The sequence below is a fragment of the Gimesia chilikensis genome, assembly GCF_008329715.1.
GTDB classification, from domain to species: Bacteria; Planctomycetota; Planctomycetia; order Planctomycetales; family Planctomycetaceae; genus Gimesia; species Gimesia chilikensis.
The window spans coordinates 356,295-379,847 of the sequence record NZ_VTSR01000009.1 but is presented as its reverse complement, the minus strand read 5'-3'; the positions used below and the strand labels follow the sequence as shown (position 1 = coordinate 379,847).

Sequence of the window (23,553 nt, the reverse complement as noted above, 5' to 3'; positions counted from 1 at the left end):
ACGTTATGAATGTAGATAAAACCGGTTCCCGCGTACAACAGATGTTTGGTGAGATCGCGCCCCGTTATGATTTTATGAATCATTTCCTCTCGGGTGGCGTCGATTATTACTGGCGCTGGCGGACCGTACGGAAAGTCGCTCCTGCCGGCGAAGCACCGATTCTCGATGTCTGTACCGGCACCGGTGATCTGGCTCTCTCGTATCTCAAGAAGACCCGCGGCAAAAACCGCGTCGTGGGGGCCGACTTCACGCATGAAATGCTCCAGCTCGCGCTCACCAAAAATGACAGCGATGCTCTGACCTTTCTCGAAGCCGACACGCAGGAACTCCCCTTCAGCGATAATCAGTTCCAGATCGTCTCGGTCGCGTTTGGACTGCGGAACGTGTCTGATACCCGTCGCGGGCTCAAAGAAATGATTCGTGTCTGTCAGCCCGGCGGACAGGTCGCGGTGCTCGAATTTTCGATTCCCACCAACCCGCTGTTCCGCGCCTGTTACCAGTTTTATTTCAAACATATTCTGCCCCGCATGGGACAACTGCTGGCCCGCAACCAGCAGTCCGCCTATAACTATCTGCCCGAATCGGTCTCGGAGTTCCCCTACGGCAAGGCACTCGCCGACATCATGGATGAGTGTGGCCTGGAAGGAACCCGCTGGTATCCGCTTACGTTTGGTATCGCCACCCTCTATACCGGCGTGAAGCCCGCTGCCCCCGCTTCTTAAGTTTTCGATCCAACCGCGAGGTACTCGCTCATGTCCAATAATGTCGTAGTCGCAGTCACCGGCGCCAGTGGTGCCATCTATGCCGTCCGCCTGGTCGAAGTTCTGATGGCCGCCGGTCGCACCGTGCATCTCACCATCAGTGCTGCCGCCGCACATGTCTTGCGCCACGAACTCGGTCTGAAAATCGACCTGGAAAACTTCGATCCCAAGCAGTTGCTCCCCGATCCCGATAATCAGCCCAGCGACAGCGTGCTCAGCAAAATGAAACCCACGAGCAGCGAAAGCTTCGCGCTCAGCTCCGTGCTGGGCGAGGCCGAGTTCAAACAGGGAGACCTGATCTACCACCACTACCAGGATTTCTCCGCAGGCATCGCCAGTGGATCGTTCCTGACCGAAGGCATGGTGATCTGCCCCTGTTCCATGGGCACCCTCGGCACCATCGCCGCCGGTTCCGGCAGTAACCTGATTCATCGAGCCGCCGACGTGCACCTCAAGGAACGTCGTAAACTGATCATCGTCGCCCGCGAAACACCGCTCGGGTTGATCCCGCTGGAAAACATGGTCCGCCTCACACAGGCAGGCGCCACCATCCTGCCCGCAGCACCCGGCTTTTATCACAACCCGGTCACCATTCACGACCTGGTCGATTTCATCTCGGGCCGCATCTGCGATCATCTCGAAATCAGGCATGAGATTCACCAGCGCTGGGGAAAATAACGCCCCGCTTCCCGCGTGAAACTGGTTTAACTCTGTTCATCATCGCTGAACTCCTTCATTGCGATTCCGCCTCGTTCCGGTTAAAAACAGAACTGGAACTGGCACAATTTCTTATCAATCGGACTGATCAAACTCATGGAACGGACCGCCGCCGTGCAATCGCTCTCCCGCATTCACCAACTCGATACCAGCGTGATTAATAAAATCGCCGCCGGGGAAGTCATCGAGCGGCCGGCCAGTGCGGTGAAAGAACTGCTCGATAACAGCATCGATTCCCTCGCGACCCGCATCGAAGTCGACATCATGAATGGCGGCGCCGATCTGATTCGCGTCGTCGATAACGGAGAAGGCATCCACCCCGACGACCTGCTGCTTGCCGTCTCCAGTCATGCCACCAGTAAAATTTCTAACGCGGACGACCTCTTCAGCGTGCAGACCATGGGGTTCCGGGGCGAGGCCCTCGCGTCCATTTCCGAAGTCAGCCGCTTCCGCATCCGCACCCGCACCGCCGACCAGAAACAGGGACTCGAATTCGAAGTCAACACAGGCACTCCCGGAAAACCACAGCCCTGTGGCTGTCCGCTGGGCACCTCGATCGAAGTCCGACAGCTGTTCGCTAACACGCCGGTCCGCCGTAAGTTCCTCAAAACGACCAAGACCGAATTCGGCCACATCAGCGAACAGTTCACCCGGGCCGCTCTCGCGCATCCCCGGCTCTACATGGTTCTCAGACACAATAACAAAGTCATCTTCGATCTCCCGCCGTCCGATAACCTCATCGATCGGCTCCGCCTGTTCTACGGCAAGAAACTGTCCGACCACCTGATCTGGGTCGAATCGCAATTGGAAGACGTCCGCATCTGGGGCTATGTCTCGCATCCCAGCGAAAACAAATCGACCCGCAAAGGACAGTACCTCTTCCTCAACGGTCGCTGGATTCAGGATCGCACCCTGCAGCATGCGCTGACCGAAGCTTATCGCGGACTGCTGATGGTCGGCCGCCAGCCGATCTCGTTCCTCTACCTCGACATGCCCCCGTCCATGGTCGACGTCAACGTGCATCCCACAAAATCGGAAGTCCGCTTCCGCGACAGCCAGTCGCTGTACAGACAGCTGCTCTCCACGCTCCGCAGCCAGTTCCTCAGCATGGATCTCCAGTCGCAGATGTCGCTCTCCAAAAAAGGCGACCTCCCCGAGCCGTCGCAACCCGCAGCGCCGACCCCCGAACAGAAACAGACACAGCTCGAACTGACCACCTGGGCCAAGGAACAACTCAAGCAGGTCGCCGACGATCTTCCCGGCCAGAAAATCAGCGGCGAAGCCCGCATGATTTCGCCCCCCTCCGACCTGGCGGCTCCCTTTACCGCTGCCGACGCGATTCCGCTCTCGCACTTCCAGCAACAGCGCGAACAGGAACAGGCGGGAGCAGGGGAGAGCGCATCCCCCACACCGGCAGAGCCTGCGGCTCCCTTCATTCCCGATATCGATCGCCCCGCAGATCAGTTCGCGGAAGCCGCTACCGCCGATCTCAGACCGATTCAGGTCCTCAACTGCTACATCGTCGTCGAAATCAAAGGCGCGCTGACCATCATCGATCAACACGCCCTGCACGAACGGATCATGTACGAGTACTTCCGCAAACGCGTGCTCGCCCAGACGGTCGAAGCCCAGAAGCTGCTCGTTCCGCTGACGATCGAAATGAGCGCCAAGGAGACGGCCCTCATCCTCGACCACGCTGAGATGCTCGCCAGCTTCGGACTCGGTATCGAAGAGTTCGGCGGCAACACACTGCTGGTCACCAGCTATCCCGTGATGTTGAAAAAGGCGAACCTCGAACAGCTCGTCCGCGACATTGCCGATAACCTGGACAACGCCAAACAGCCCTCCCGCCGCGATCTGCTGGATGAACTGATCACGATGATGTCCTGTAAAGCCGCCATCAAAGCGGGACAGCGCCTGACGCAGGAAGAAATCTACAGCCTGCTCGAACAGAGGCACCTTATCGACGACGCCCACCACTGTCCCCACGGTCGGCCTTCCGCACTGGTGCTGAGCCACGCCGAGCTCGACCGTCAGTTCGGACGCATGGGTTAAACAGCGCACTGTAATCTCGTCGTTGGTGCACAGTGTCGGTTCCCACTCTCGCTGCACAAAATGAACTTGATCCACCCCTCCCGATCCGTATGGTATTCCCCCTCTGGCTCGCGCGCGAGGCGGGTTCGCGTGCACTGGAACAGCCGGAACCACTGATGCAATTCCACCTGAACCCCCACCGCTTTTCACCGGCTGTTCACCGAAACCCAACGCACCAGTTCGGGATGTTCTCCCTCCCCTGTTCAGGGCAGACCAGGACACACTCCGGCCAGACAGGGACAAAATCCAGGCCACACCAGGACAAAATCCGGCCACATCGGGACAAAATTTTGTCTTGACCTCCCGGTGCCGATCGACAGAATCAGACCCATGATCAAAACAGGATGTAGGGGCAGCGCCTGTGTGCCTGCCCGCCTGGCGACATCCAACATGCTCCAGCTTCCAATGGACGTCCATAAACAATTCCCCCCCTGAGCGGAGTTACTAGCCACCGGTAAAACAGGGAGCGTCAACCCTCCCTCCCCGGCAGCTAACCTCCTCTACCTGCGAGATCAAAAACAGAAACAACCAATCCTACAAATCGGCACCAGCAAGAAAAGACGAAGACCATCCACGGCACACCGGCCACTACTGAATATCAAGCAGCACTTTGAAATATCCATCGCCTCACCGCGGCAACTCAAAATTTGGGACCACCCGCGGTGTGTTTCACAAACCAAAATCCACGCGTAGGGGCGACCCTGTGTGGTCGCCCGCCTAACGACAGACCATTTGCTTCCAATTCCAATGGCATCCGGAAATACATCTCGGGTAACCCCGGATGCAATCCGGGGCGAGCATCGCGAGCAGGAGGTCACAGCTCACTCACACAATTCAGGACCAGTTTCAGCCATCATCTCTCCATCACAACTGACAGATCTTTTCGTGACTTCCGTGGTAGTAATCCCTTCGCACCTTTCGTGGTAGTCAAATCCCACAAACTAAACCTCCTTTAGTAATCCAGAACCACCGCCAACTACTCTTCCCGACCCGTTTTCCGACCGGTACAATATTCCCTGCTCACCCTGGCTGGTCAGAACCGAACCGGCAACCACCCGCCAGCTCACTACCGAGTCCCGCCCGTTTGGAGAACCCCCGCGATGCTCTCGATCCCCGGCTCATCACAGCGACAGTGTAACGGCTCGCGCCGGCAGTTCCTCAAGATCGGCGGACTGGCACTCGGTGGACTCTCGCTTCCGCAGATTCTCGCGGCACAAGACCAGGCCGGCACTCCCGCCGGTAAGCTGGGCCACAAAGCCATCATTATGATCTTCCTCTCCGGCGGTCCCTCTCACCAGGATATGTACGATCTGAAGATGGACGCCCCCTCGGAAATTCGCGGTGAATTCCGCCCCATCGACACCAATGTCCCCGGCATCCAGATCTGCGAACACATGCCCCGCCTGGCCACGATGATGGATAAGTTCGCCATCATTCGCTCCCTGCACGGCTGCCCCGATCAGCACGCCTCCGATCTCTGCATGAGCGGCTGGCCCATCGGCGGCGGAGAGCGACAGTCGGGACACCCCTCACTCGGCGCGGTCGTTTCCAAAGTCCAAGGTCCGGTCGACAAAGCGGTGCCCCCCTTCGTCGGACTCAGCATCAAAAGCCGCCACGAACCGTACGGCAATCCCGGCTTTCCCGGTTTCCTGGGCAAAGCCCATGCTCCGCTACAGCCAACCGGCGAAGGCATGGACAACATGCGTCTGCAGAGCATCACCCTCGATCGTCTCCGTGACCGTCAGGCCTTACTCGCCGGCTTCGATGCCTTCCGTCATTCCGCGGATCAGGCCTACGATGGTCTCGACGCCTATTCCCAGCGGGCCTTCGATGTGCTTACTTCCAGCAAACTGGTGGAAGCCATGGACCTCGAGAAAGAAGAACCCGCGCTCCGCGACCGTTACGGACGGGGCGACGATTCACCCGCGTTCGGCGAAGACGCCGGCCCGCACTGGATGGATCAGTTCCTGATGGCCCGCCGCCTGGTCGAAGCAGGAGTCCGTTGTGTGACACTCTCCTTCGGCAGCTGGGACCGTCACCATTCGAACTTCGCCCGACTACCACTGCAACTCGCGAAACTCGATCAGGGCATCACCGCCCTCGTGGAAGACATCCACAACCGCGGCCTGCAGGATGACGTCAGCGTCATCGCCTGGGGCGAATTCGGACGCACGCCCCGCATCAACGAAAACGCCGGCCGCGACCATTGGCCGCAGGCCTCCTGTGCGCTCCTCGCCGGGGGCGGCATGCGAACGGGCCAGGTCATCGGCTCCACCAACCGCCTGGGCGAAGTCCCCCTCGATCGACCGCTGCACTATCAGAACGTCTTTGCCACTCTGTACCGCCAGCTGGGAATCGATCCCGCCACCACGACAATCCCCGACCACGCCGGCCGCCCGCAATACACGCTCGATCTCCGCGACCCCATCGCCGAACTGATCTGATGGTGCGACCACGAATTGCTTGAAATATTTTCTACCACGAAAAACACAAAAAGCACGAAAGAAAAGGGTGGCCCCGAATGCAATTCGGGCCGAGCGCAGCGAGCAGGAAACTGACAGAGAAAACTTTCGAATCGGTATCCGGATGCATCTCCAGAAAAGTAGGGGAGGACCCAAGTGTCCTCCCGCCTCGCGATGTTCAACCTACATCCAAATCACAAGGGAACCAGGGAGATCCTCCCACCCTGAGCGGAATGGCGCCAGCCACCGGTTTCAAACCAGATGCACTTTCCCAAACCGCACATTGTCCTTTCGTGATTTTCGTGTCTTTCGTGGTTCCTCCCCACAATAAATCACAGTTTTTGATAGCCCTCACGAAACGCACCTGTTTACAATAGGCCATCCGCCATTTCTCGTCCTTTGATTCCCATTTCAGGAAAGTGACCGTGATGTTCAAACCAACCCTTTGCTTCTGTGTGGCTGTGATGGTTCTGGCTCCCTCATTCTTGCAGGCGGAAAAGAACGCCACACTCAAACCGGCTCTGGTCAAAACCGGCCAGCCCACTCAGAGTGAAGCATTCGACCAGAAAAAACTCGGCAAGCAGTGGGCCGTCAACAAAGGGGAATGGACTGTCTCGGAAGACCAGCTCGTCGGTAAAGAGCTGCCCGCCGACAAACATGCAGCCGTGCTGACCTGGAAACTGCCGCACCGCAACTCCATGCTCCGCTGTTCGTTTCAGCTCAAGGATGCAAAGTTCTTTCACCTGAGTCTGAATCATCCCAAAGGGCATCTGTTCCGCGTGATGATCGATAAGAATGGAATGATTCTCCGCACCGACAAAGACAAGAAAGACCCGAAATCAAAACCGATCACGCTGGCAAAAGCCCAGGGCAAACTCGATCCCAACCAGTGGTACACGCTGCAGCTCGAAATGCAGGGCGATCAGGTCGTCGCCCAACTGGATAACGGCTTGAAAGTCGCCGGCCAGCACGCCTCGCTCGACAGCAAAAAGACTGGCTACCGCTTCGTCCTCAAAGGCGACACGCTTCTGCTCGACGACATGGCCGTCTGGAATCTCGACGATTAACAACACGTTCCAACCATTCCAGCTCAAACCGCGCTCGTAGACTCGTCAGCTTTATTAATAATTCGCGGGTGAGCCCGAATGCAATTCGGGCCGAGCGCAGCGAGCAGGAAACTGACAGAGAAAACTTTCGAATCAGTATCCGGGTGCATCCCCAGAAAAGTAGCGGAGGACCTGTGTGTCCTCCCACCGGGATGCCACATCCATTCACAAATAACAGATCAGCCCTACTCAGCCTCCCGCTGATCTCCGTGCGAATACTTCCACACGATCTCCACCAGCTGAGCATGATCGATCGGCTTGGAGAGGTAGTCGTTGCACCCGGCCTGCAGGCACTGTTCCCGGTCCCCTTTCATCGCATCCGCGGTCAGCGCGATGATCGGCGTCTCGACCCCCTGGGCACGTAAAACCGCAGTCGCCTCCAGCCCACCCAGGCGCGGCATCTGCATATCCATCAGGATCACATCATAGGCTGCGTTGCTTTCCCGTGCCGCCAGAATGGTATCGACGCCGGCCTGGCCGTCCTGCGCCAGCTGAACCGTCGCGCCCGCTTTTTCCAGGAAGTGCTGACAGATGTGGCGGATCTCGCGGCGGTCGTCGACCACCAGCACCCTGCAGTTGAGCACGGGCAGCACGTCTGACTCTGCAGTGGTCTCTTCTGCTGACAGCGTTGTCAGGTCCGGTTCGATCAGCGGCACATCTTCCAGGGAATCCAGGGGCAGCCGCACATGAAAGACCGAGCCCTCACCGACCTCGCTGGTCACCCAGATCGAACCTTTCAGCATGCTTACCAGTCGTTTGCTGATCGCCAGCCCCAACCCACTGCCGCCATAAGCGCGGGTCACCGAAGTGTCCCCCTGCGAGAACGGCTTGAACAGTTTTTTCTGCTGCTCTTCAGGGATGCCGATCCCCGTGTCCTGTACCGCAAATTCAATCTCGGGAGGCTCGGAATCGGAGATGAGCCGCACGCCCAGTCGGACTTCTCCCTCGTCGGTGAACTTGATGGCATTGCCCAGCAGGTTGATCAGCACCTGCCTGAGTCGAATCGAATCTGTCTGGATCGTCTCGGGGACCTTGCCCACGAACTTGACGGTCAGATCCAGCTCTTTCTCTTGTGCCCGTACATGCATCAGCGACTGGATCTCGCCGATCAACACAGGCAGGGAAACCGGTTCGAGTTCGACCTCCAGTTTCCCGGCTTCGATTCGCGACAGGTCGAGAATATCGTTAATCAGTTCGAGCAGGTATTCGCCGTTCCGCTTCATGACGATCACACACTGCCGGTCGTCAGGCTCCTGCAGACGTTCCAGCAGCATGTCGGCGTAGCCCGCGATCGCAGCCATCGGCGTCCGGATTTCATGGCTCATGTTGGCCAGAAATTCACTTTTCGCCAGGTTCGCCTGCAGGGCCGCCTGCTCACTTTTACGCAACGTCTCTTCCAGCTGCTTGCGGTCGGTGATGTCCTGGATGATACAGCTGACGGCCCAGACCGCTTCCGTTTCATCCACGAGGGGATGAAAATTCATCAGCCAGCAGTGACGCTCGTCATCGCCGGGAGTCTGGGCGTAGATTTCGTAGTTCTCAACCGGTTTACCTGTTTCAAACACGGTCTCATACAGGGGCTGAATCTGATCGGCGATGCCCGGCATCAGTTCTTCTACCTGCCGGCCCAGTTGCTGATGGCGGGAGATCCCGTTCATCTGTGCGTGCCGCTCATTGATGCGCAGGCAGCGATACTGCTGATCGATTAAACTCATCCCCACCGGGGCGGTTTCGTAAATCAGTTCCAGCTCCTTCAGTCGCTGGCTGGCCCGCGCTTCGGCCGCACTCAGGCTCTCTTCCGCCCGTCGCTGCTCGTGAATGTCACTCACCGTACCCACCCATTCCCGGACCTGACCAGACTGATCGATCACGGGAACCGCTTCGGTAATCACCGGGCGATAGCTCTGGCTCTCCGCATGCCAGATGTGCCCCTGGATCTGGCGGCTGGCCCGGTCTTTCGTTGATGAACTCCAGAGGCCCGTGATTTCAGAACGGTCTTCCGGCAGCACCGCATTCAGCCAGCCACTGTCTTTGTGTTCGTTCCAGGGTTGCCCCGTGAATCGCTGCCAGGACGTCTGGGGCACGATAAAATTCCCCTGCGCATCCGTCGTCCAGATAATACTGCTGGTGCCGCTCAAAAAAGCTTCATACCGGGCCTGCAGCCAGCGCAGGTCGCGTTCCACCTGCTTGCGTTGTTCAATCTCATCGACCAGCTGTTTGTTGGTCGCCATCATGGATGGTAGATGCAGGATCCGCGGTGCATAGCGGATTAATATGATCACTGCGATCCAGGAAACGACAGCGGTCGCCAGCTTGAGCAGTCCCGAGATCCGATAAACCGGATACCAGAAGATAATCGCTTCCACCAGGTGCACGGTGCCGCACAGCAGAATGAACGCTGCGAATAGACCAAACAGTTTCGTGAACGGAAAATCTTTGCGCTTGGCGGCAAAGTACAGCAGCACTATCGGAATCGCCGTATAAGCCGACCAGGTGCCGATGTCCGACAGGATGTGCAACCAGCCTTCACCGTCACTCCAGTTTCCGCAATCCCAGCGGGGGGGATAATCTGATGTGTCAAATAATTTGGTGAAAAACTCACCCATCTCTGCAGCCTTTTCTGTTGAACCAGGGGGACTTCTGGCGTTGTTTCCAGGCTGACTCCTGTGAGCGTAAGAGATCGGTGGACCACTACAGGATGTCGTCTAGGTTGTATCAATACGGGCAGGTTGCTCCTGGGAATCAGTTACGCCTGTACCTCGGGCGGCGTCAGCGAAACAACACAGGAACCTGAATAGATCTGGATCATAAAGTCTATTCTAACCCGGTGTGGAAAATATGAAAGGCCGGAAACAGTCCGGGTTTAGATTAGGGAGCACCGGAAACGCCGGCGCAACAGATTTCGCCGAAATGCACGATGATAACGAATCGACCTGCGACATTTAGTCGCACTTCTGAATCGGCAACTGCTTCCGACAGGCAGAGAGAATCTGTCGGGACAGGGCAGGGGAGTTGACTGCGCGCGCCAGCGACAGGCCGCCAAAACAGAGGGCCAGCGTCGCGAGAATTTCCTGGCGGCTGAATTCGTTGTCTGAACGCTCCTGAAACTGCGCGACCATCCACTGGATGACTTCCTCGAACCGGGCCTTCGTCTCTGCATCCGCGCGCCCCAGGTCGGACAGCAGAGGAGGGATCGAACATCCCTCCTCCACCTGCTCGCAATGCTTACTCGACAGGTACTTCTGCATGATTTCGATCAGTTGCTCCGGCGTCTCACATTCACTCAGAGCGCCGTTCATTGCCGCCTGATCTTCGATAAATGAATGGACAAAAGCCTCGCCCAGCACATCAGACTTCGAACTGAAATGACCATAAAACGCGCCGGAAGTCATGCCGGCGGCTTCCATGATTCCATCCACGCCACTGCCGACGTACCCCTGTTGTTTGAACGTACGCAGGGCGGCGTCCAGAATCTTATTCCGGGAGCGTTGTTTCCGATCCGTGGGCTGGTTCATCTGCAGGACTCTCTTTCCAGACAATCGGGTGTTGTTCCAGGCGTTCGCCATCCAGAATGCCGCCGGTGACACTACTGTCCGCACGGTACTGGATCACCAGATAGTATAACGGCTCCTCGCTGTGGTTTCGCCAGACGCGCGGCACTTCGGGCGAAAGTCGAATAAAGAATCCGTCCGAAACCTCAAACAGCTCCTCCCCCGCCTGAAACTGTCCCCGGCCCTGGATCACGAAGTAAATCTCGTCGTTCGCCTGGTGGCGATGGACGAACGGCATCTCGCGGCCCGCAGGCAGCACATTGACCGACATCTCCAGCCCGTCCGAATTGAGTAGCTTTCGTAAAAAATATTTTCCGCGGACCGGCATCGGCGCGTCCGGCGGCGTGAGCTTGAACCGCGTCCAGCTCTCCAGCGGACCCGCTTCAAAGCAGTCATAGCCGTCTCCATGCACGCTCTGATCTGTCGCCTGAATCATGATTTTCTCCTGGTCAAAGTAATTGAAGTTGTAAATATAACGACCGTTATATAACGTTCGTTATATTTGGTCAACCCGGATTCGAGCAATGGTATAATCCCTCTAACCCCACCAGTCGGCGTCGGAGCGAGGGGAAATGTCCGTTGGCCCTCCACGGAGTTCCGTCACGGCGCCTGAAACCGGGCAATAAACCTGACTTCCGGTCAGACTCTTATTTGAGTCGCTTCAGGAGATTGGTTACACTGGGGAACACTTTAATGTCGCTTACTGATTCCAGGTTCAGGGGAAGGTACGTCCGGAACCGTCTGTGGAATCGTTCAGATCCCATATAGAAAGTCGAAACAGTCCCATGATTTGTGTCAGCATCGGTCGAACCCGGCACAAAATGATGATGATGGAACATCGCTCCCTCTCAGAGAAGGGGGCCGAACTCGTTGAATTAAGGCTGGACTGGATTGCCCGGACGCCAGACGTCACGAAACTGATTAAAGACCGGCCCACCCCGGTTGTCATCACCTGCCGGCGTCCTGAAGATAAAGGACGCTGGAAGGGTTCCGAAGAACAGCGGCAGGCCCTGCTGCGAACCGCCATCGTCTCCGAAGTCGAATACGTCGACATCGAAGATGACATCGCCGACAAAATTCCCCGCTACGGCAAAACCAAACGCATCATCAGTCATCACAACTTCGATGAGACCCCCGATAACCTCGAAGAGATTCACGAGTCGCTCTGCAAGAAAGACCCGGATATCGTCAAACTGGTCACGATGGCCAATTCCCCCGGCGATTCGATTCGCATGCTCAAGCTGGTCGCCAGTGCCAAGGTTCCCACCGTCGGATTCTGCATGGGTGAGTACGGCGTAATCAGTCGTATTCTCTGCGGCAAGTACGGCTCCCCCTTCACGTATGCCACTTTCAGTCGCGAACGGGAAATGGCACCGGGGCAGCTCGCCTTTTCTGAAATGACCCAGATCTACCGCTACGATCAGATCGGCCCCGAAACACCCGTTTATGGCGTGATCGGTGATCCCATCGCCCACAGCCTGAGTCCGCTGATTCACAACATCGCCTTTCGGCACGATAAACTGGACGGCGTCTATCTGCCATTCCGCGTTCCGAAAGACCGCCTGGAAGAGACGCTCAAGGAATTCGAGTTCCTCAACGTTCAGGGTTACAGCGTGACCATTCCGCACAAAGAAGGCGCCCTCAAGTTCGCGGGTGCCGCGGATCAGGCTTCCAAAACCATGGGAGTGGCCAACACCCTCTATAAAGATGACCAGAACATCTGGCAGGCCCGCAACACCGACTACGATGCCGCCCTCGACAGCATCCGGCTCGGCCTCGATCCGGAAGGTAAATCCTCCGATGATCCCATCGACGGCAAACAGGTACTGCTCCTCGGTGCAGGCGGTGTCTCGCGTGCGATCGGCGCCGGGATCATCAATGCCGGCGGTGCGTTAACGGTAACCAACCGCAGCCGGGTACGCGGCGAAAAGCTGGCCCAGGATCTCGGTTGTGCTCACACCACCTGGGAAAACCGGGGCAGCGGACACTATGACATTCTGGTCAACGGCACCTCGGTCGGCATGCATCCGAATGTCAATGAAACGCCGTTCGCCCAGAACTTCCTGCTCGATGATATGCTGGTCTTCGACACGGTTTACAATCCCGAAAACACGCTGCTGCTCAAACAGGCACGCGAGCGGGGCTGCAAAACCGTTTCCGGAATCGAAATGTTCGTACGCCAGGCTGCAGCGCAATACAAACTGTTTACCGGTAAGGAAGCCCCCCTGGATGTCATGCGGAACACGCTTCGCAAGGGGATTTCCGCGGTCGCGAAACTCTAAGGAACACCTGGCATGTCCCTGATCACCCTGATTGGCTACCGAGGCAGCGGCAAGAGCAGCGTCGCCGCCCCCCTGGCCGAACAACGCGGTTATGACTGGATCGACGCCGACGATGAAATCGAACGCGTCGCCGGCAAAACCATTGCCGAGATCTTCGCCGAGGGAGGCGAACCCCACTTTCGCCAGATCGAACGCGAGGTCATGCAGCAACTGCTCTCCGGCGATCAACGGGTGATCGCCGCGGGAGGCGGTGCGATTCTGAATGACCAGACCCGTGCGGAAATGAAACAGGCCGGTCCGGTGATCTGGCTCAAGGCTGACGCCGCAGACCTCATTCAGCGGATCGACGGTGACAGCACAACCGGCAGTCGGCGTCCGGCGCTCACCGCCAGCAACTCTCAGCTTGAAGAAGTCGAGACCCTGCTCGCACAGCGCGATCCCCTCTATCGCGATGCCGCCACCCTCACCATCGAGACCGGCGGCAAAACGGTGACCGAAATCGTCGCTGAAATTATCGCCGCCCTGGATGCTGATTCTTAATCCACAACGAAAGCATTTCCGATCATGACCCCCTTTGGTATCAATCCTTACCTGATGCTGACACTGCTGTTCCTGCTGGGAACCGCACTGGGGCGGATCATCAACCTCTGCATCGAGGAAATACCCCGCGAGGAAAAAGTGGGGGCCGCCTGGAAACGGGTCTTTCGTCGCATGCGGCACCTCGGCTCCCGCTATCATCTGCCCCTCATCGGGGTTTATCTCACGCGGTCGAAAAACTCGACTTATTCCTACCGCCGCTCGCATCGCGAAGCACTCGTGGAACTGTTGAACGGCGTGATTTTCGTACTGCTCTACTGCGCCGAAGTTCCCCTGGGAGCCGGCGCACTGCTGCAGGACAGTGGACTCTTCTCCGCCTATGCACCCGACCTGGTGACCGTCGATTCCTGGCTCTCTCCCGCGGGACTGCTCAACCTGCGTTACTTCTATCACCTGGTGCTGATCGAATCCCTGATGATCGCCACCTTTATCGACTTCGATCACAAAATCATCCCCGATGGTTGTACCATGCCCGCCCTGTTTGTCGGGGTGGTCGGCGCGTTTGTCTTCGGAGTACTCTACCTGGTGCCGGTCTGGTTCCAGGAGCCTTCGGTGGTCCGCCTGTTCGGAGTTTATTTCCCGGAAGATTACCGGCACCATTTCATTGTCGAAAAGATTCCGCAGTGGGTCGTCACCTATCCGCACCTGCACGGTCTGGCCGTCAGCCTGGTAGGGCTCGTGGTGGGCGGCGGTGTGGTCTGGGCCGTCCGCGTCATCGGTCAATGGACGTTACGCCAGGAAGCGATGGGCTTCGGCGACGTGATCCTGATGGCCGTCATCGGCAGCTTTCTGGGCTGGCAGGCGACGGTCACCGTGTTTGTGATTTCCCCCCTGTGTGCCCTCCTGGTGGTGGCGGTCTCCATCTTCTTCAAGCTCTCGCGCGAGATTCCCTTTGGACCTTACCTCAGCCTGGGAGCGTTGCTCGTCCTGCTCGGCTGGCCGAAAATCTGGCCGCTCGCCGAACGCATCTGCCATCTGGGACCGCTGCTGCCCATCCTGGCACTATTGATGATGGTCCTGCTGACGGTTTGCCTGTTGTTTACGCAGTTCATCAAATGGATCCTGGGCATCCCCCTCTACTGGCAGGACGAATGGGTCGAGGAATGGACGTCTGCCGACCAGTTGACCTACCAGTCGGGTGAGAATGTCAACGAAACCCAGGGCCGCTGGGATCTCAACACAAACAACCACACCCGGGCCGGACGGGGAACGCAACACTACCACCAGTGGAAAAACGGCCGGTAATCAGGGCTTTTTCCAGTCCGGGACCCATATCATTCACAAAATCAACTCGAGAGACTAGAATCGGCTGCAGAAGCTGAACTTGTCACCGCCGTGCGTGTCCATTCTCAGTGGCTCGCCAACTGCTGACATGAAATTTGAGATCTGAAATTAGAAATACCTATGATTACAATTGTCGACTACGGAATGGGAAATCTGCGGAGCGTCCAGAAGGCCTTTGAAAAGGTGGGCGCGGAAGCACAGATCTGCACAAACCCCGAGGAAATCGCAAAAGCCTCCAAACTGATTCTGCCCGGTGTAGGCGCTTTTCGCGATGCGATCCAGGCCCTCAAGGATCAGAACCTGGTGGAACCGATTCTGGAACACGCCAACTCGGGCAAACCCTTTCTGGGCATCTGTCTCGGTCTGCAGCTCCTGTTCGATGTGAGTTACGAAGACGGCGAATACGAGGGGCTGGGCATCATTCCCGGCAAGGTGGTCCGCTTTCAGGATCAGCCCGGTCTGAAGATCCCCCACATGGGCTGGAACCAGATCGACGCCACTCGACCGCATCCCCTGCTGGCCGGCATTCCCGAGCACGAACACTTTTACTTCGTTCACAGCTACTATGTGGCCCCCGATAATGACGACGACGTTGCCGCCTGGACGGATTACGGCTGTCGCTTCGCCTCGATGGTCGCCCGCGACAATCTGGTCGCCTGCCAGTTTCACCCCGAGAAAAGCCAGAACGCCGGCCTGAAACTGCTGCAGAACTTCGCTGCATTTTAATTCGACACCATCCGAAATAAGTATCAGAAAAATAGAAAGTCAGCTCAGCTATGGAAATTCTGCCCGCCATCGATATCCGGGGAGGCAAATGTGTGCGTCTGCGACAGGGCGATTACGGACAGGAGACCGTCTTCGGCGACGATCCCACCGAAATGGCCCGCCGCTGGGCTGACGGAGGCGCACAGCGTCTGCACCTGGTCGACCTCGACGGCGCCAAAGCCGGTCAACCCGTGAATCACGAAGTCGTCCGCAAGATTGTCGACGCCGTTTCCGTTCCCTGCCAGATGGGGGGCGGCATTCGCGACGAAGCCTCAATTAAGCTGATGCTGGACGACGTCGGCATCGACCGCGTCATCGTCGGCACCCAGGCACTCAAAGATCCCCAGTGGTTCAAAGAGATGGCTACCCGTTATCCGGGTCGGCTGGCACTCGGTCTCGACGCCCGCGACTCCAAAGTGGCCACCGAAGGCTGGCTCGATGTCTCGGAAACCTCGGCCATCGACCTGGCCAAAGAATACGTGGGCGTGGAACTGGCCGCAGTGATTTACACCAACATCGCCAACGACGGCATGATGCAGGGCGTCGATGAAGGGACCATCCAGGACATGATCGCGCTGGCCGAACTCGGTCTCCCCGTGATCGCTTCCGGCGGCGTGACGACCCTCGACGATGTCACCCGCCTGGCCGAAGTCAGTCGCACACAGCCCAGGCTGGTCGGCGCAATCATCGGCCGTGCCCTCTACGAAGGGACGATCGCGGTTCCCGATGCCATCGCTGCCGCGACTCCTTAACATGCCGCGACCGCTTGAGTGGGAATGCCGGGGCCCGGCGGACAGGAATCACTGCAAATGACCGACGACGTCGATCGTGGAAAACTGTACCGGGCACGGCTGCTGGTGCTCCTCGCCTCGGTGCTCTGGAGCCTGAGTGGTCTGTTCATCAAGTCGCCGCCGTTCCAGTCGATCCCGGCTGAAGATCGCGGCTTGATCCTGGCCTGCTATCGGGCCCTGTTTGCCGGCTTGTTCCTGCTGCCCCTGGTCCGCTTTCGGCACATGCGCTGGCGTCCCGCTCTGATTCCGCTGCTGGTCGCCTTCGCCACGATGAACCTGTTGTTCGTCACCGCCATGACCCGCACGTCTGCTGCCGCTGCCATCTTCCTGCAGAATACCAGTGTCGTCTGGGCGATGCTCTTTGGTTATTTTCTCCTGCAGGAACGCATCGAACGTGGCTCGGTCCTGTCTATTCTGATTGTCCTGGCCGGCATCCTCTGTATCGTGGCCGGCGACTGGGCCGGGGAAAACTATGACGGCAATCTGATCGCCCTTACCAGCGGCGTCTGTTACGCACTGGTGGTGATCTTCTTCCGAGTACTCCGCGACGAACATCCGGCCTGGCTGGTCGCACTCTGCCTGTTGACCTCCGCAGCCATCGTCGCGCCCTGGGTCTGGAGTCTCGACATCACGCTGACCGGACAGCAGTTCTTACTGCTGGCACTACTGGGCGTCGTTCAACTGGGGACGCCTTACGTCGTGTTCTCGCACGCAGTCAAAACAGTCAACTCGCAGGAAGCAGCCCTGCTGGTGCTCACCGAACCGATCCTGAATCCGATCTGGGTCTGGCTCTTCTGGGGAGAAACGGTCTCGGTCTCCACGTTTGTCGGCTGTGCGTTGATCGTCGCCGGGCTCCTGGTTCGCTTCATCCTCTTTCGCCCGCGACAGGTGCTGCCGCAAGAGTCACAATAAGCGCACATCAGGGAATACTTCCCCGAGTGTACGCCCTGAGAGTTAAGGACATGAGGCCCGGCTGGGTATCACGATTGTGATTCGTTTGAATCCAGGGACTTTGCCTGGTTTTTCTTTTTAGGTGCCGGGGGCAGCCGTACTGTCTGCATCTCATGATATTGAGCCCGCTGCGGTTTCAGTTCGCTGCGAAAGAACTTGAGCGTGTCCAGCGTCGCTTCACCCCACTCCGCATCCCGCCGATCAGCCAACAGCTGGAACAGTTCTTCCGGCGGCTTGGCTTTGATACGGGCCAGTGTCAGATGAGCATGGAAACCTTTGCGTTCCCGGGGGTAGCCCAGCTTTTCGGTCTCGGCTTCGAGGTACTCTGCCATCTCTGCGAGCAGGGTTTCATCTTTGATACCCGCCCAGATTACGTTCGGTCGATCTTCGCGGGGAAACGCGCCCAGACCTTTGAACGCCAGCCGGACGCATTTGAAGCGATTCCGCATCTCTTTCAAAGCACGGCTGACGGGCATGATGTCTTCGAGCTCCGTCGGTCCCAGGAATTTGAGCGTGATATGCATCTGATCTTCGGGGATCGGTTTCACGGCCGAGCCCATCTGATTCAGCTTTTCCAGAACTTTTCGGAGTCCCCGCGTTGGTTGAACGGGGACGGCAATAAATGTGCGTGCGCGTTGATTCTTCTGCATCGTATTTCTTCAGCAATTCTGCGAGTCTCGCAGGTCGTGTTATTTCTTTTTCTGATTCCAGAGCGCCTTGAGCTGATCGAAGCCCTGGAGCGGCTGATCTCCGGTTTTCATTTCCTTGGTCAGCTTGGGCAGGGGGGCCTCTTTCTTACCAGGCTTGTTCCGTTTCTTTTTGCCAGGTTTCCGTTTGCGGGTCGCAGTGGAATCGCCCTGGTCCTGTTTTGCCTTATCCGGCTTTTTCTGCTCGTCGGGTTTCGTCGGTCCGCGTTGAGATTTTCGCGGCGGTCGCACTGTGCCCGGTTTGATCAATGTCAGGGAGACGCGGCGTCGTTCCAGATCGACTCCCAGCACCCAGGCGGTAATCACATCACCCACCGAGACGAACTGGTAAGGACTTTCGATGAAATGATTCGCCATCTCGCTGACGTGAATCAGGGCGCTGTCTTTCAGGCCCACATCCACGAACGCACCGAAGTCCACCACGTTCAAAACGGTGCCCTGCAGTTCCATGCCCTCGGTCAGCTGTTCCAGCTTGAGCACACCCTGTTTGAAGATGGGCCCCGGCAGATCGGAACGCGGATCGCGTGGCGGTCGGGCAATGGCTTCCAGGATGTCTTCCAGTGTTGGCAGACCGATCTTCAGACTTCCACTCAGCGCCTGCTTGTCGATCTGGGAAACCTTCTCCAGAATCGAAGCCCGTTCCTGGGCCGATGTTTTCAGACTGTCGGGAGGCAGCTCCAGCTGTTCCAGCACCTTATGCGCCGACTCGTAACTTTCCGGGTGAATCCAGGTGGAATCCAGCGGCTCTTCGCCGCGGTCAATTTTCAAAAAGCCGGCGGCCTGGGTGAAAGTCGCCTCGCCGATTCCAGCGACATCGAGCAGTTGTTTCCGACTGAGGAACGAACCGTGCTGGTCGCGCCATTCGGTAATCCGTCGCGCGATTAACTGGTTGAGTCCCGAGACGTGCCGCAGTAAAGAAGCACTCGCGGTATTCAGGTTCACGCCCACGTAGTTCACGCACGATTCGATCACTTCATCAAGCGATTCTTTCAACCGCTTGGAGTTCACATCGTGCTGATACATGCCCACACCGAGGTGCTGCGGATCGATCTTTACCAGCTCACTCAATGGATCCTGTAAGCGGCGGCCAATCGAAATGGTGCCGCGAATCGTTGCGTCCAAGTCTGGAAATTCTTCACGGGCGACCGGGCTGGCAGAGTAAATACTCGCTCCCGCTTCGTTCACGATCAGGTAACGCGCTTCGGGCAGATTCTGTTCGATCATCTCGGTGATGATCTCTTCCGTTTCCCTGCACGCGGTACCGTTGCCAATCGCGACCAGCTTACAGTTATGCTCGGTCATCATGTCGGCCAGTTTGTTCCGCGCGAAATCTTTCTTCTCTGCAGAACCGGTCACATATACCAGGTCGGTCGCCACGCAGTAACCGAGTTCATCGAGTACCGCCAGTTTACAGCCCGTGCGCAAACCCGGGTCGATCGCCAGGATCCGTTCCCCCTGCAGGGGAGGCTGCAGCAGCAGGTTTTTCAGGTTCTGGGCGAAGACAGAGACCGCATGCTTCTCGGCTTTCTCGGTCAGCTCGCGACGGATTTCCCGTTCCAGGCTCGGCAGGATCAGACGCTGCAGGGCATCGGTAACCACTTCGGTCAGAAACTCACTGAAACGATGACCTTCCAGCTTGAGGTGACTCACTATAGAGTGTCGCGCCGAATCTTCTTCCCACTCAAACCGAACCCGCAGCGCTCCCGATTTCTCTCCGCGGTTAAGTGCCATGGTCCGATGATGGGGAACCTTCACGGCCCGTTCGGAGTAGTTGAAATAATCGCGATATTCCTGGCCCAGCTCTTCTGCTTTTTTGGTCGCGTTGACCGTCAGCTTTCCAGAACGCCAGGCAATCCGGCGGGAGATGTCGCGCACATCGGGATCTTCACCGATCTTTTCGACCAGGATGTCGGCGACCCCTTTGAGAACATCTTCGGTCGTCTGTGCGCCTTCTTCGTCTTTGATGTATTGTTCCGCGGCGACGTTTAAGTCGGTCAGCGCTGCATCGCCGGCCCAGATCGCATCGGCCAGTGGTTCGAAGCCATGCTTACGGGCGGCCGCGGCGCGGGAGGTTCGCTTGGGACGGTAAGGGCGGTAGAGGTCTTCCAGACGTTTGAGCGTATCGGCCTTTTCGATTTCCGCTTTGAGTTCCGGAGTGAGCTGCTGCTGGGCTTCGATCAGACGCAGAATGGTGGTGGCCCGCTCGCGCAATTGACGCTTCAGCTGCACCCGTTTCTGAATATCGCGGATCTGAACTTCGTCCAGGTTGCCGGTACGTTCTTTACGGTAACGCGTAATGAAAGGAACCGTGTTGCCTTCATCAAGCAACGCGATCACATTCTGAATCTGTTGTGATGTGAGTTTCAATTCCTCAGCGATTTGCGCTGCGTCACGTTCTGAGAACTGTGAGCCGGATTGATTCTCTGGTATCTCAACCGCATCCATCTCGATCTCGATTCGTTTCGACCTATGGTTACGAAAACTTGCGATCAGAGCTCTGATCAATTACAGGATCTTCTCTGTCTCTTGTGTGTAGAATAACTGTTTTCAGAGAAAATAGAAATGGTCATTCCAGGTGACCGCCGTCTGTCGGGCGCCGAACAGTTTTGCGATACACGAAAGTGTAGTGAGCGTACCACGAGTTTAACAGGCTCACACAACAGAAATCCGCTCCTCATCAGTGCCTGTTCTATGAAGAAATTTTGAAGAGGCGGTTTCTAAACAAAGCTGCGCGGGGAGCCGCCTCTTTCAAAAAAAGAGGGTCACCAGGGGATCCGGTTTGGCGTGTCGCGCAGGAGGCTTTTCGCACAGCATCAGTGGGAAATTATCTCACTCATTCTGTCGGCAGAATCGTTTTTCCCGTCAGGACCGGACCTCTTGGCTGCCGATAACTCCAGTACTGACTGTCTCCATTCATGCGCGGTCGGGCTGACGCGAATGATGATTGCGGCTTGAGGGAGACACACCAAATCTGACTAACACAGGGGGGAGATGGCATGACGACTGCCGTCAGATGGAGTACGTATCTACTTGTGATTTTTGCATTTAGCCTGACACAGGGTTACGAAGCCCAGGCCGGCTGGCCCTGGTCCTGCGATACCTGCAAAGAGGCTGAAAAAGAAGCAAAATGGGCCGAGCGCGCAGCACGCCCCGTTGGCTCGCGACAGAAATACAAGTTCGGAGAACTCTGGCCTCCCTATCCCCGGCCGACCGGTCCCAAGCAGCACTTCTGGAACCGCTACCATCACGCCCACTACTGGCCTTACCCTTATCAGTGTGAAGACCGGGCTTACGTACGTGATGTCATGGACAGACAGATGCACAATGGCTGGGCCGACCAGACCACGTTGTATGCATATCACTTCGAGAAAGACACTAACAAGTTAACCGAAGCCGGTTTAATGCATCTCCGCTGGATTCTCACACACGCACCCGAAAGCCGTCGTACCGTCTTTGTTCAGTCGGCCAATGAATCCATTGAAAGCCAGGAACGTCTGGCCAATGTGCAGTACGCTGCTTCTCAGATGGCCGGCGATGACAACCTGCCTCCCACGATGCTGCGTCTCGCACCAACCTACGGACGCCCCGCACGCGAAGAGGACATGAAATACCGGGCTTACATCGGTTCGATTTTGCCACCCCGGATTCTGTATACACCCGGCGGGGGAACTGCATCGAATGGCGGCAACTAAACCCAGTGCCGCCTGTCGTTTGATTCTAAATCGCTTTTCCTGCTCTGTTTAATTTGAACGTATCGCTGTTGCATGATTGATCGACCTGGTGATGATGAAACGCGGGATGCTGCCGAAGCAGCATTTCGCGCGCAACCTGATGCCCCAACAGATGAGCCCCGCATCGCTGCCCCCAAACAGGATGTGGCTGATCTGTACAGCGATCTGTTTCCGCAACATGACCAGCCGAAACCTGCAGAGACCACGCCCCGTTCCGCACAGAGGATCACAGGCACAGCAGGCATGCGCAGGCGTTCTCCCGGTGCAGGAATCCCGGCTCCCAAAACGCTCGAAGAAACCGGCCTGTCACTCGTGCAGTTATCGGGGCTGGTACTCAAACAGCTGTATCTGCAGGGAAGTGCCCTCGGGCTCGAAATTTCCCGCAGTGCGCATCTGCCGTTCAGCATTATCGATACGGCTCTGATCTTTCTGAAAGAAGAAAAGTGCATCGAAGTCACGTCCGGCAATGTCATCGGGCGGTCTTCCTATCGATTCCATTTAACAGAACTCGGGCGGGTCCGCGCCCGGGAAGCGTTCGAACAGTGCCGCTATGTCGGGCCGGCGCCGGTACCGCTGGATGCCTATGTCCGCCAGTGTCAGTTACAGACTGTGGTTGGCATCGAATGTACGCCGGAACGGCTCGAAGATTCCTTTTCCGATTTCATCATTCGTGAAGGGCTGCTGGAAGAACTCGGTCCTGCTGTCTGCAGTGGACGATCCATTTTCATCTACGGCCCGCCGGGTAATGGCAAGACACTGATCGCCAAAGGACTGGGACGCTTCCTGAATCGGCAGGGGGGCGAGATCCATGTGCCCTACGCTCTGCAGATGGAAAACAGCATCATTACCCTCTTCGATCCGACCATTCATGAGACGACAGATGACCATGAATTCCAGGATGCGTCATCCATCCAGCGACACACGGCAACCAGCCTGCCTGACATGGAAGACTGGAGTAAACCGGAAACCGATTTGCGCTGGCGACGGATCAGGCGTCCGGTCGTTATCACGGGCGGGGAACTGAATCTGGAGATGCTGGATTTACGCTACAATAAAACCAGCAACTTCTACACCGCCCCGTTACACATCAAAGCCAATGGCGGCGTGTTTCTGATTGACGACTTCGGCCGGCAACTGGTCAGCCCCAAGGACCTGCTCAACCGCTGGATTATGCCGCTGGAAGACCGGACCGATTATCTCACGCTGGCAACCGGCAAGAAGTTCGCGGTTCCCTTTGAACAGTTGATCGTCTTCTCCACCAACCTGGATCCGAAAGACCTGGTCGATGAAGCCTTCCTCCGCCGGATTCGTCACAAGATTCACATCGGTCCCCCCACACGGGAACTGTTTACCGAAATCGCACAGCTCTGCTGTCACCAGCGAAATCTGCAGTTTGACCCAGTCTTTGTAGATTACCTGTATGACACTTATTACAACCAGGGTCAGTCCCCGCGCTCGAGTGACCCGAGAGATTTACTGGAGATTCTTCAGTCAATTTGTCGATTTAAAGGACAGGAACCCATTCTTTCCACTCAAGTTATCGCAGAGGCAGCACAACGCTTCTTCTGTCAGTTATAAATCCTATCCCAAACATCCTGTCAGATCGGAAGTTACGAAGATCTGTCAGACACCTCGATTGACTCATGATCATTCTGTTCTGTATCGGTTGCCGAAACGTTCTGCCCAGCCTTAGCAGCAACGCCGTAGCCGTCAGAAGGTCTGATTTTCGGAGTACCGACTGAGAAAATCAAAAA

Annotated in this window: 18 protein-coding genes; 13 read left to right on the top strand and 5 right to left on the bottom strand. The window is 57.1% G+C overall.

Going from position 1 to position 23,553, the window contains the following annotated elements; genetic code table 11:
* Positions 1 to 5 precede the first annotated feature (5 nt).
* The 5 genes from ubiE to FYZ48_RS14670 all read left to right on the top strand — a co-directional run bounded on the left by ubiE (position 6) and on the right by FYZ48_RS14670 (position 7,101).
* Complete coding sequence (gene ubiE / locus FYZ48_RS14690) at positions 6 to 722, top strand: bifunctional demethylmenaquinone methyltransferase/2-methoxy-6-polyprenyl-1,4-benzoquinol methylase UbiE (RefSeq protein ID WP_145181116.1); 717 nt, start codon at positions 6 to 8, stop codon at positions 720 to 722.
* Between the two features lie 30 nt (positions 723 to 752).
* Positions 753 to 1,439, top strand: coding sequence for a UbiX family flavin prenyltransferase (locus FYZ48_RS14685; RefSeq protein ID WP_145439237.1), 687 nt, complete (start codon positions 753 to 755; stop codon positions 1,437 to 1,439).
* Positions 1,440 to 1,574: 135 nt separating this feature from the next.
* Positions 1,575 to 3,533 (top strand): DNA mismatch repair endonuclease MutL, encoded by a 1,959-nt coding sequence (mutL, locus tag FYZ48_RS14680; protein ID WP_149341595.1) that lies wholly within the window; start codon positions 1,575 to 1,577, stop codon positions 3,531 to 3,533.
* 1,139 nt (positions 3,534 to 4,672) lie between these two features.
* Positions 4,673 to 6,016, top strand: coding sequence for a DUF1501 domain-containing protein (locus FYZ48_RS14675; protein ID WP_149341593.1), 1,344 nt, complete (start codon positions 4,673 to 4,675; stop codon positions 6,014 to 6,016).
* A 446-nt stretch (positions 6,017 to 6,462) separates the two neighbouring features.
* The gene (locus FYZ48_RS14670) at positions 6,463 to 7,101 is read left to right on the top strand and encodes a hypothetical protein (protein ID WP_149341591.1); all 639 of its coding nucleotides are present in this window, start codon (positions 6,463 to 6,465) and stop codon (positions 7,099 to 7,101) included.
* 224 nt (positions 7,102 to 7,325) lie between these two features.
* Here FYZ48_RS14670 and FYZ48_RS14665 read toward each other — a convergent pair whose 3' ends face one another.
* The 3 genes from FYZ48_RS14665 to FYZ48_RS14655 all read right to left on the bottom strand — a co-directional run bounded on the left by FYZ48_RS14665 (position 7,326) and on the right by FYZ48_RS14655 (position 11,127).
* On the bottom strand, positions 7,326 to 9,746 hold the full coding sequence (locus tag FYZ48_RS14665) for a PAS domain-containing hybrid sensor histidine kinase/response regulator (protein ID WP_149341589.1): 2,421 nt from the start codon (positions 9,744 to 9,746) through the stop codon (positions 7,326 to 7,328).
* 336 nt (positions 9,747 to 10,082) lie between these two features.
* Positions 10,083 to 10,655, bottom strand: coding sequence for a TetR/AcrR family transcriptional regulator (locus FYZ48_RS14660; RefSeq protein ID WP_187782031.1), 573 nt, complete (start codon positions 10,653 to 10,655; stop codon positions 10,083 to 10,085).
* Positions 10,615 to 11,127 carry a cupin domain-containing protein gene (locus tag FYZ48_RS14655; RefSeq protein ID WP_149341587.1) on the bottom strand — a complete coding sequence of 171 codons (513 nt, stop codon included), beginning with the start codon at positions 11,125 to 11,127 and terminating at the stop codon, positions 10,615 to 10,617. The genes FYZ48_RS14660 and FYZ48_RS14655 overlap by 41 nt, the downstream gene beginning before the upstream one ends.
* 349 nt (positions 11,128 to 11,476) lie before the next feature.
* Here FYZ48_RS14655 and aroE point away from each other — a divergent pair, with 349 nt between their 5' ends.
* The 6 genes from aroE (at position 11,477) to FYZ48_RS14625 (ending at position 17,322) form a co-directional block, all read left to right on the top strand.
* Positions 11,477 to 12,973, top strand: coding sequence for a shikimate dehydrogenase (aroE, locus tag FYZ48_RS14650; protein ID WP_149341585.1), 1,497 nt, complete (start codon positions 11,477 to 11,479; stop codon positions 12,971 to 12,973).
* Between the two features lie 12 nt (positions 12,974 to 12,985).
* A complete protein-coding gene (locus FYZ48_RS14645; RefSeq protein WP_149341583.1) occupies positions 12,986 to 13,513 on the top strand; it encodes a shikimate kinase in 528 nt (175 codons plus the stop codon).
* A gap of 24 nt (positions 13,514 to 13,537) precedes the next feature.
* Entirely contained in the window at positions 13,538 to 14,815 is a 1,278-nt protein-coding gene (locus FYZ48_RS14640; RefSeq protein WP_145439247.1) for a prepilin peptidase, read from the top strand.
* A 159-nt stretch (positions 14,816 to 14,974) separates the two neighbouring features.
* Positions 14,975 to 15,580, top strand: a complete 606-nt coding sequence (hisH, locus tag FYZ48_RS14635) for an imidazole glycerol phosphate synthase subunit HisH (RefSeq protein ID WP_145181128.1) — start codon at positions 14,975 to 14,977, stop codon at positions 15,578 to 15,580.
* A 50-nt stretch (positions 15,581 to 15,630) separates the two neighbouring features.
* The gene (gene hisA, locus FYZ48_RS14630; RefSeq protein ID WP_145439248.1) at positions 15,631 to 16,371 is read left to right on the top strand and encodes a 1-(5-phosphoribosyl)-5-[(5-phosphoribosylamino)methylideneamino]imidazole-4-carboxamide isomerase; all 741 of its coding nucleotides are present in this window, start codon (positions 15,631 to 15,633) and stop codon (positions 16,369 to 16,371) included.
* 57 nt (positions 16,372 to 16,428) lie between these two features.
* Positions 16,429 to 17,322 carry a DMT family transporter gene (locus tag FYZ48_RS14625; RefSeq protein ID WP_187782030.1) on the top strand — a complete coding sequence of 298 codons (894 nt, stop codon included), beginning with the start codon at positions 16,429 to 16,431 and terminating at the stop codon, positions 17,320 to 17,322.
* 68 nt (positions 17,323 to 17,390) lie between these two features.
* Here FYZ48_RS14625 and thpR read toward each other — a convergent pair whose 3' ends face one another.
* Together thpR and FYZ48_RS14615 are read right to left on the bottom strand one after the other, a co-directional pair.
* Positions 17,391 to 18,011: an RNA 2',3'-cyclic phosphodiesterase gene (gene thpR, locus FYZ48_RS14620; RefSeq protein WP_149341578.1), complete on the bottom strand. Its 621-nt coding sequence runs from the start codon at positions 18,009 to 18,011 to the stop codon at positions 17,391 to 17,393.
* Between the two features lie 39 nt (positions 18,012 to 18,050).
* Positions 18,051 to 20,513 (bottom strand): Tex family protein, encoded by a 2,463-nt coding sequence (locus FYZ48_RS14615; RefSeq protein WP_149341576.1) that lies wholly within the window; start codon positions 20,511 to 20,513, stop codon positions 18,051 to 18,053.
* A 551-nt stretch (positions 20,514 to 21,064) separates the two neighbouring features.
* Here FYZ48_RS14615 and FYZ48_RS14610 point away from each other — a divergent pair.
* Both FYZ48_RS14610 and FYZ48_RS14605 read left to right on the top strand, forming a co-directional pair.
* The gene (locus FYZ48_RS14610) at positions 21,065 to 21,760 is read left to right on the top strand and encodes a hypothetical protein (RefSeq protein ID WP_149341574.1); all 696 of its coding nucleotides are present in this window, start codon (positions 21,065 to 21,067) and stop codon (positions 21,758 to 21,760) included.
* 72 nt (positions 21,761 to 21,832) lie between these two features.
* A complete protein-coding gene (locus FYZ48_RS14605) occupies positions 21,833 to 23,377 on the top strand; it encodes an ATPase (protein WP_149341572.1) in 1,545 nt (514 codons plus the stop codon).
* Positions 23,378 to 23,553 lie beyond the last annotated feature (176 nt).

What these genes read in the sequence shown, in the direction of transcription:
- FYZ48_RS14665 (WP_149341589.1), bottom strand. Translation starts at nt 9,746, where the DNA reads ATGGGTGAGTTTTTCACCAAATTATTTGACACATCAGATTATCCCCCC.
- FYZ48_RS14625 (WP_187782030.1), top strand. Translation starts at nt 16,429, where the DNA reads ATGACCGACGACGTCGATCGTGGAAAACTGTACCGGGCACGGCTGCTG.
- hisA (WP_145439248.1), top strand. Translation starts at nt 15,631, where the DNA reads ATGGAAATTCTGCCCGCCATCGATATCCGGGGAGGCAAATGTGTGCGT.
- mutL (WP_149341595.1), top strand. Translation starts at nt 1,575, where the DNA reads ATGGAACGGACCGCCGCCGTGCAATCGCTCTCCCGCATTCACCAACTC.
- FYZ48_RS14685 (WP_145439237.1), top strand. Translation starts at nt 753, where the DNA reads ATGTCCAATAATGTCGTAGTCGCAGTCACCGGCGCCAGTGGTGCCATC.
- FYZ48_RS14655 (WP_149341587.1), bottom strand. Translation starts at nt 11,127, where the DNA reads ATGATTCAGGCGACAGATCAGAGCGTGCATGGAGACGGCTATGACTGC.
- hisH (WP_145181128.1), top strand. Translation starts at nt 14,975, where the DNA reads ATGATTACAATTGTCGACTACGGAATGGGAAATCTGCGGAGCGTCCAG.
- FYZ48_RS14610 (WP_149341574.1), top strand. Translation starts at nt 21,065, where the DNA reads ATGACGACTGCCGTCAGATGGAGTACGTATCTACTTGTGATTTTTGCA.
- FYZ48_RS14640 (WP_145439247.1), top strand. Translation starts at nt 13,538, where the DNA reads ATGACCCCCTTTGGTATCAATCCTTACCTGATGCTGACACTGCTGTTC.
- FYZ48_RS14615 (WP_149341576.1), bottom strand. Translation starts at nt 20,513, where the DNA reads ATGGATGCGGTTGAGATACCAGAGAATCAATCCGGCTCACAGTTCTCA.
- aroE (WP_149341585.1), top strand. Translation starts at nt 11,477, where the DNA reads ATGATTTGTGTCAGCATCGGTCGAACCCGGCACAAAATGATGATGATG.
- FYZ48_RS14675 (WP_149341593.1), top strand. Translation starts at nt 4,673, where the DNA reads ATGCTCTCGATCCCCGGCTCATCACAGCGACAGTGTAACGGCTCGCGC.
- FYZ48_RS14645 (WP_149341583.1), top strand. Translation starts at nt 12,986, where the DNA reads ATGTCCCTGATCACCCTGATTGGCTACCGAGGCAGCGGCAAGAGCAGC.
- FYZ48_RS14605 (WP_149341572.1), top strand. Translation starts at nt 21,833, where the DNA reads ATGATTGATCGACCTGGTGATGATGAAACGCGGGATGCTGCCGAAGCA.
- thpR (WP_149341578.1), bottom strand. Translation starts at nt 18,011, where the DNA reads ATGCAGAAGAATCAACGCGCACGCACATTTATTGCCGTCCCCGTTCAA.
- FYZ48_RS14670 (WP_149341591.1), top strand. Translation starts at nt 6,463, where the DNA reads ATGTTCAAACCAACCCTTTGCTTCTGTGTGGCTGTGATGGTTCTGGCT.
- ubiE (WP_145181116.1), top strand. Translation starts at nt 6, where the DNA reads ATGAATGTAGATAAAACCGGTTCCCGCGTACAACAGATGTTTGGTGAG.
- FYZ48_RS14660 (WP_187782031.1), bottom strand. Translation starts at nt 10,655, where the DNA reads ATGAACCAGCCCACGGATCGGAAACAACGCTCCCGGAATAAGATTCTG.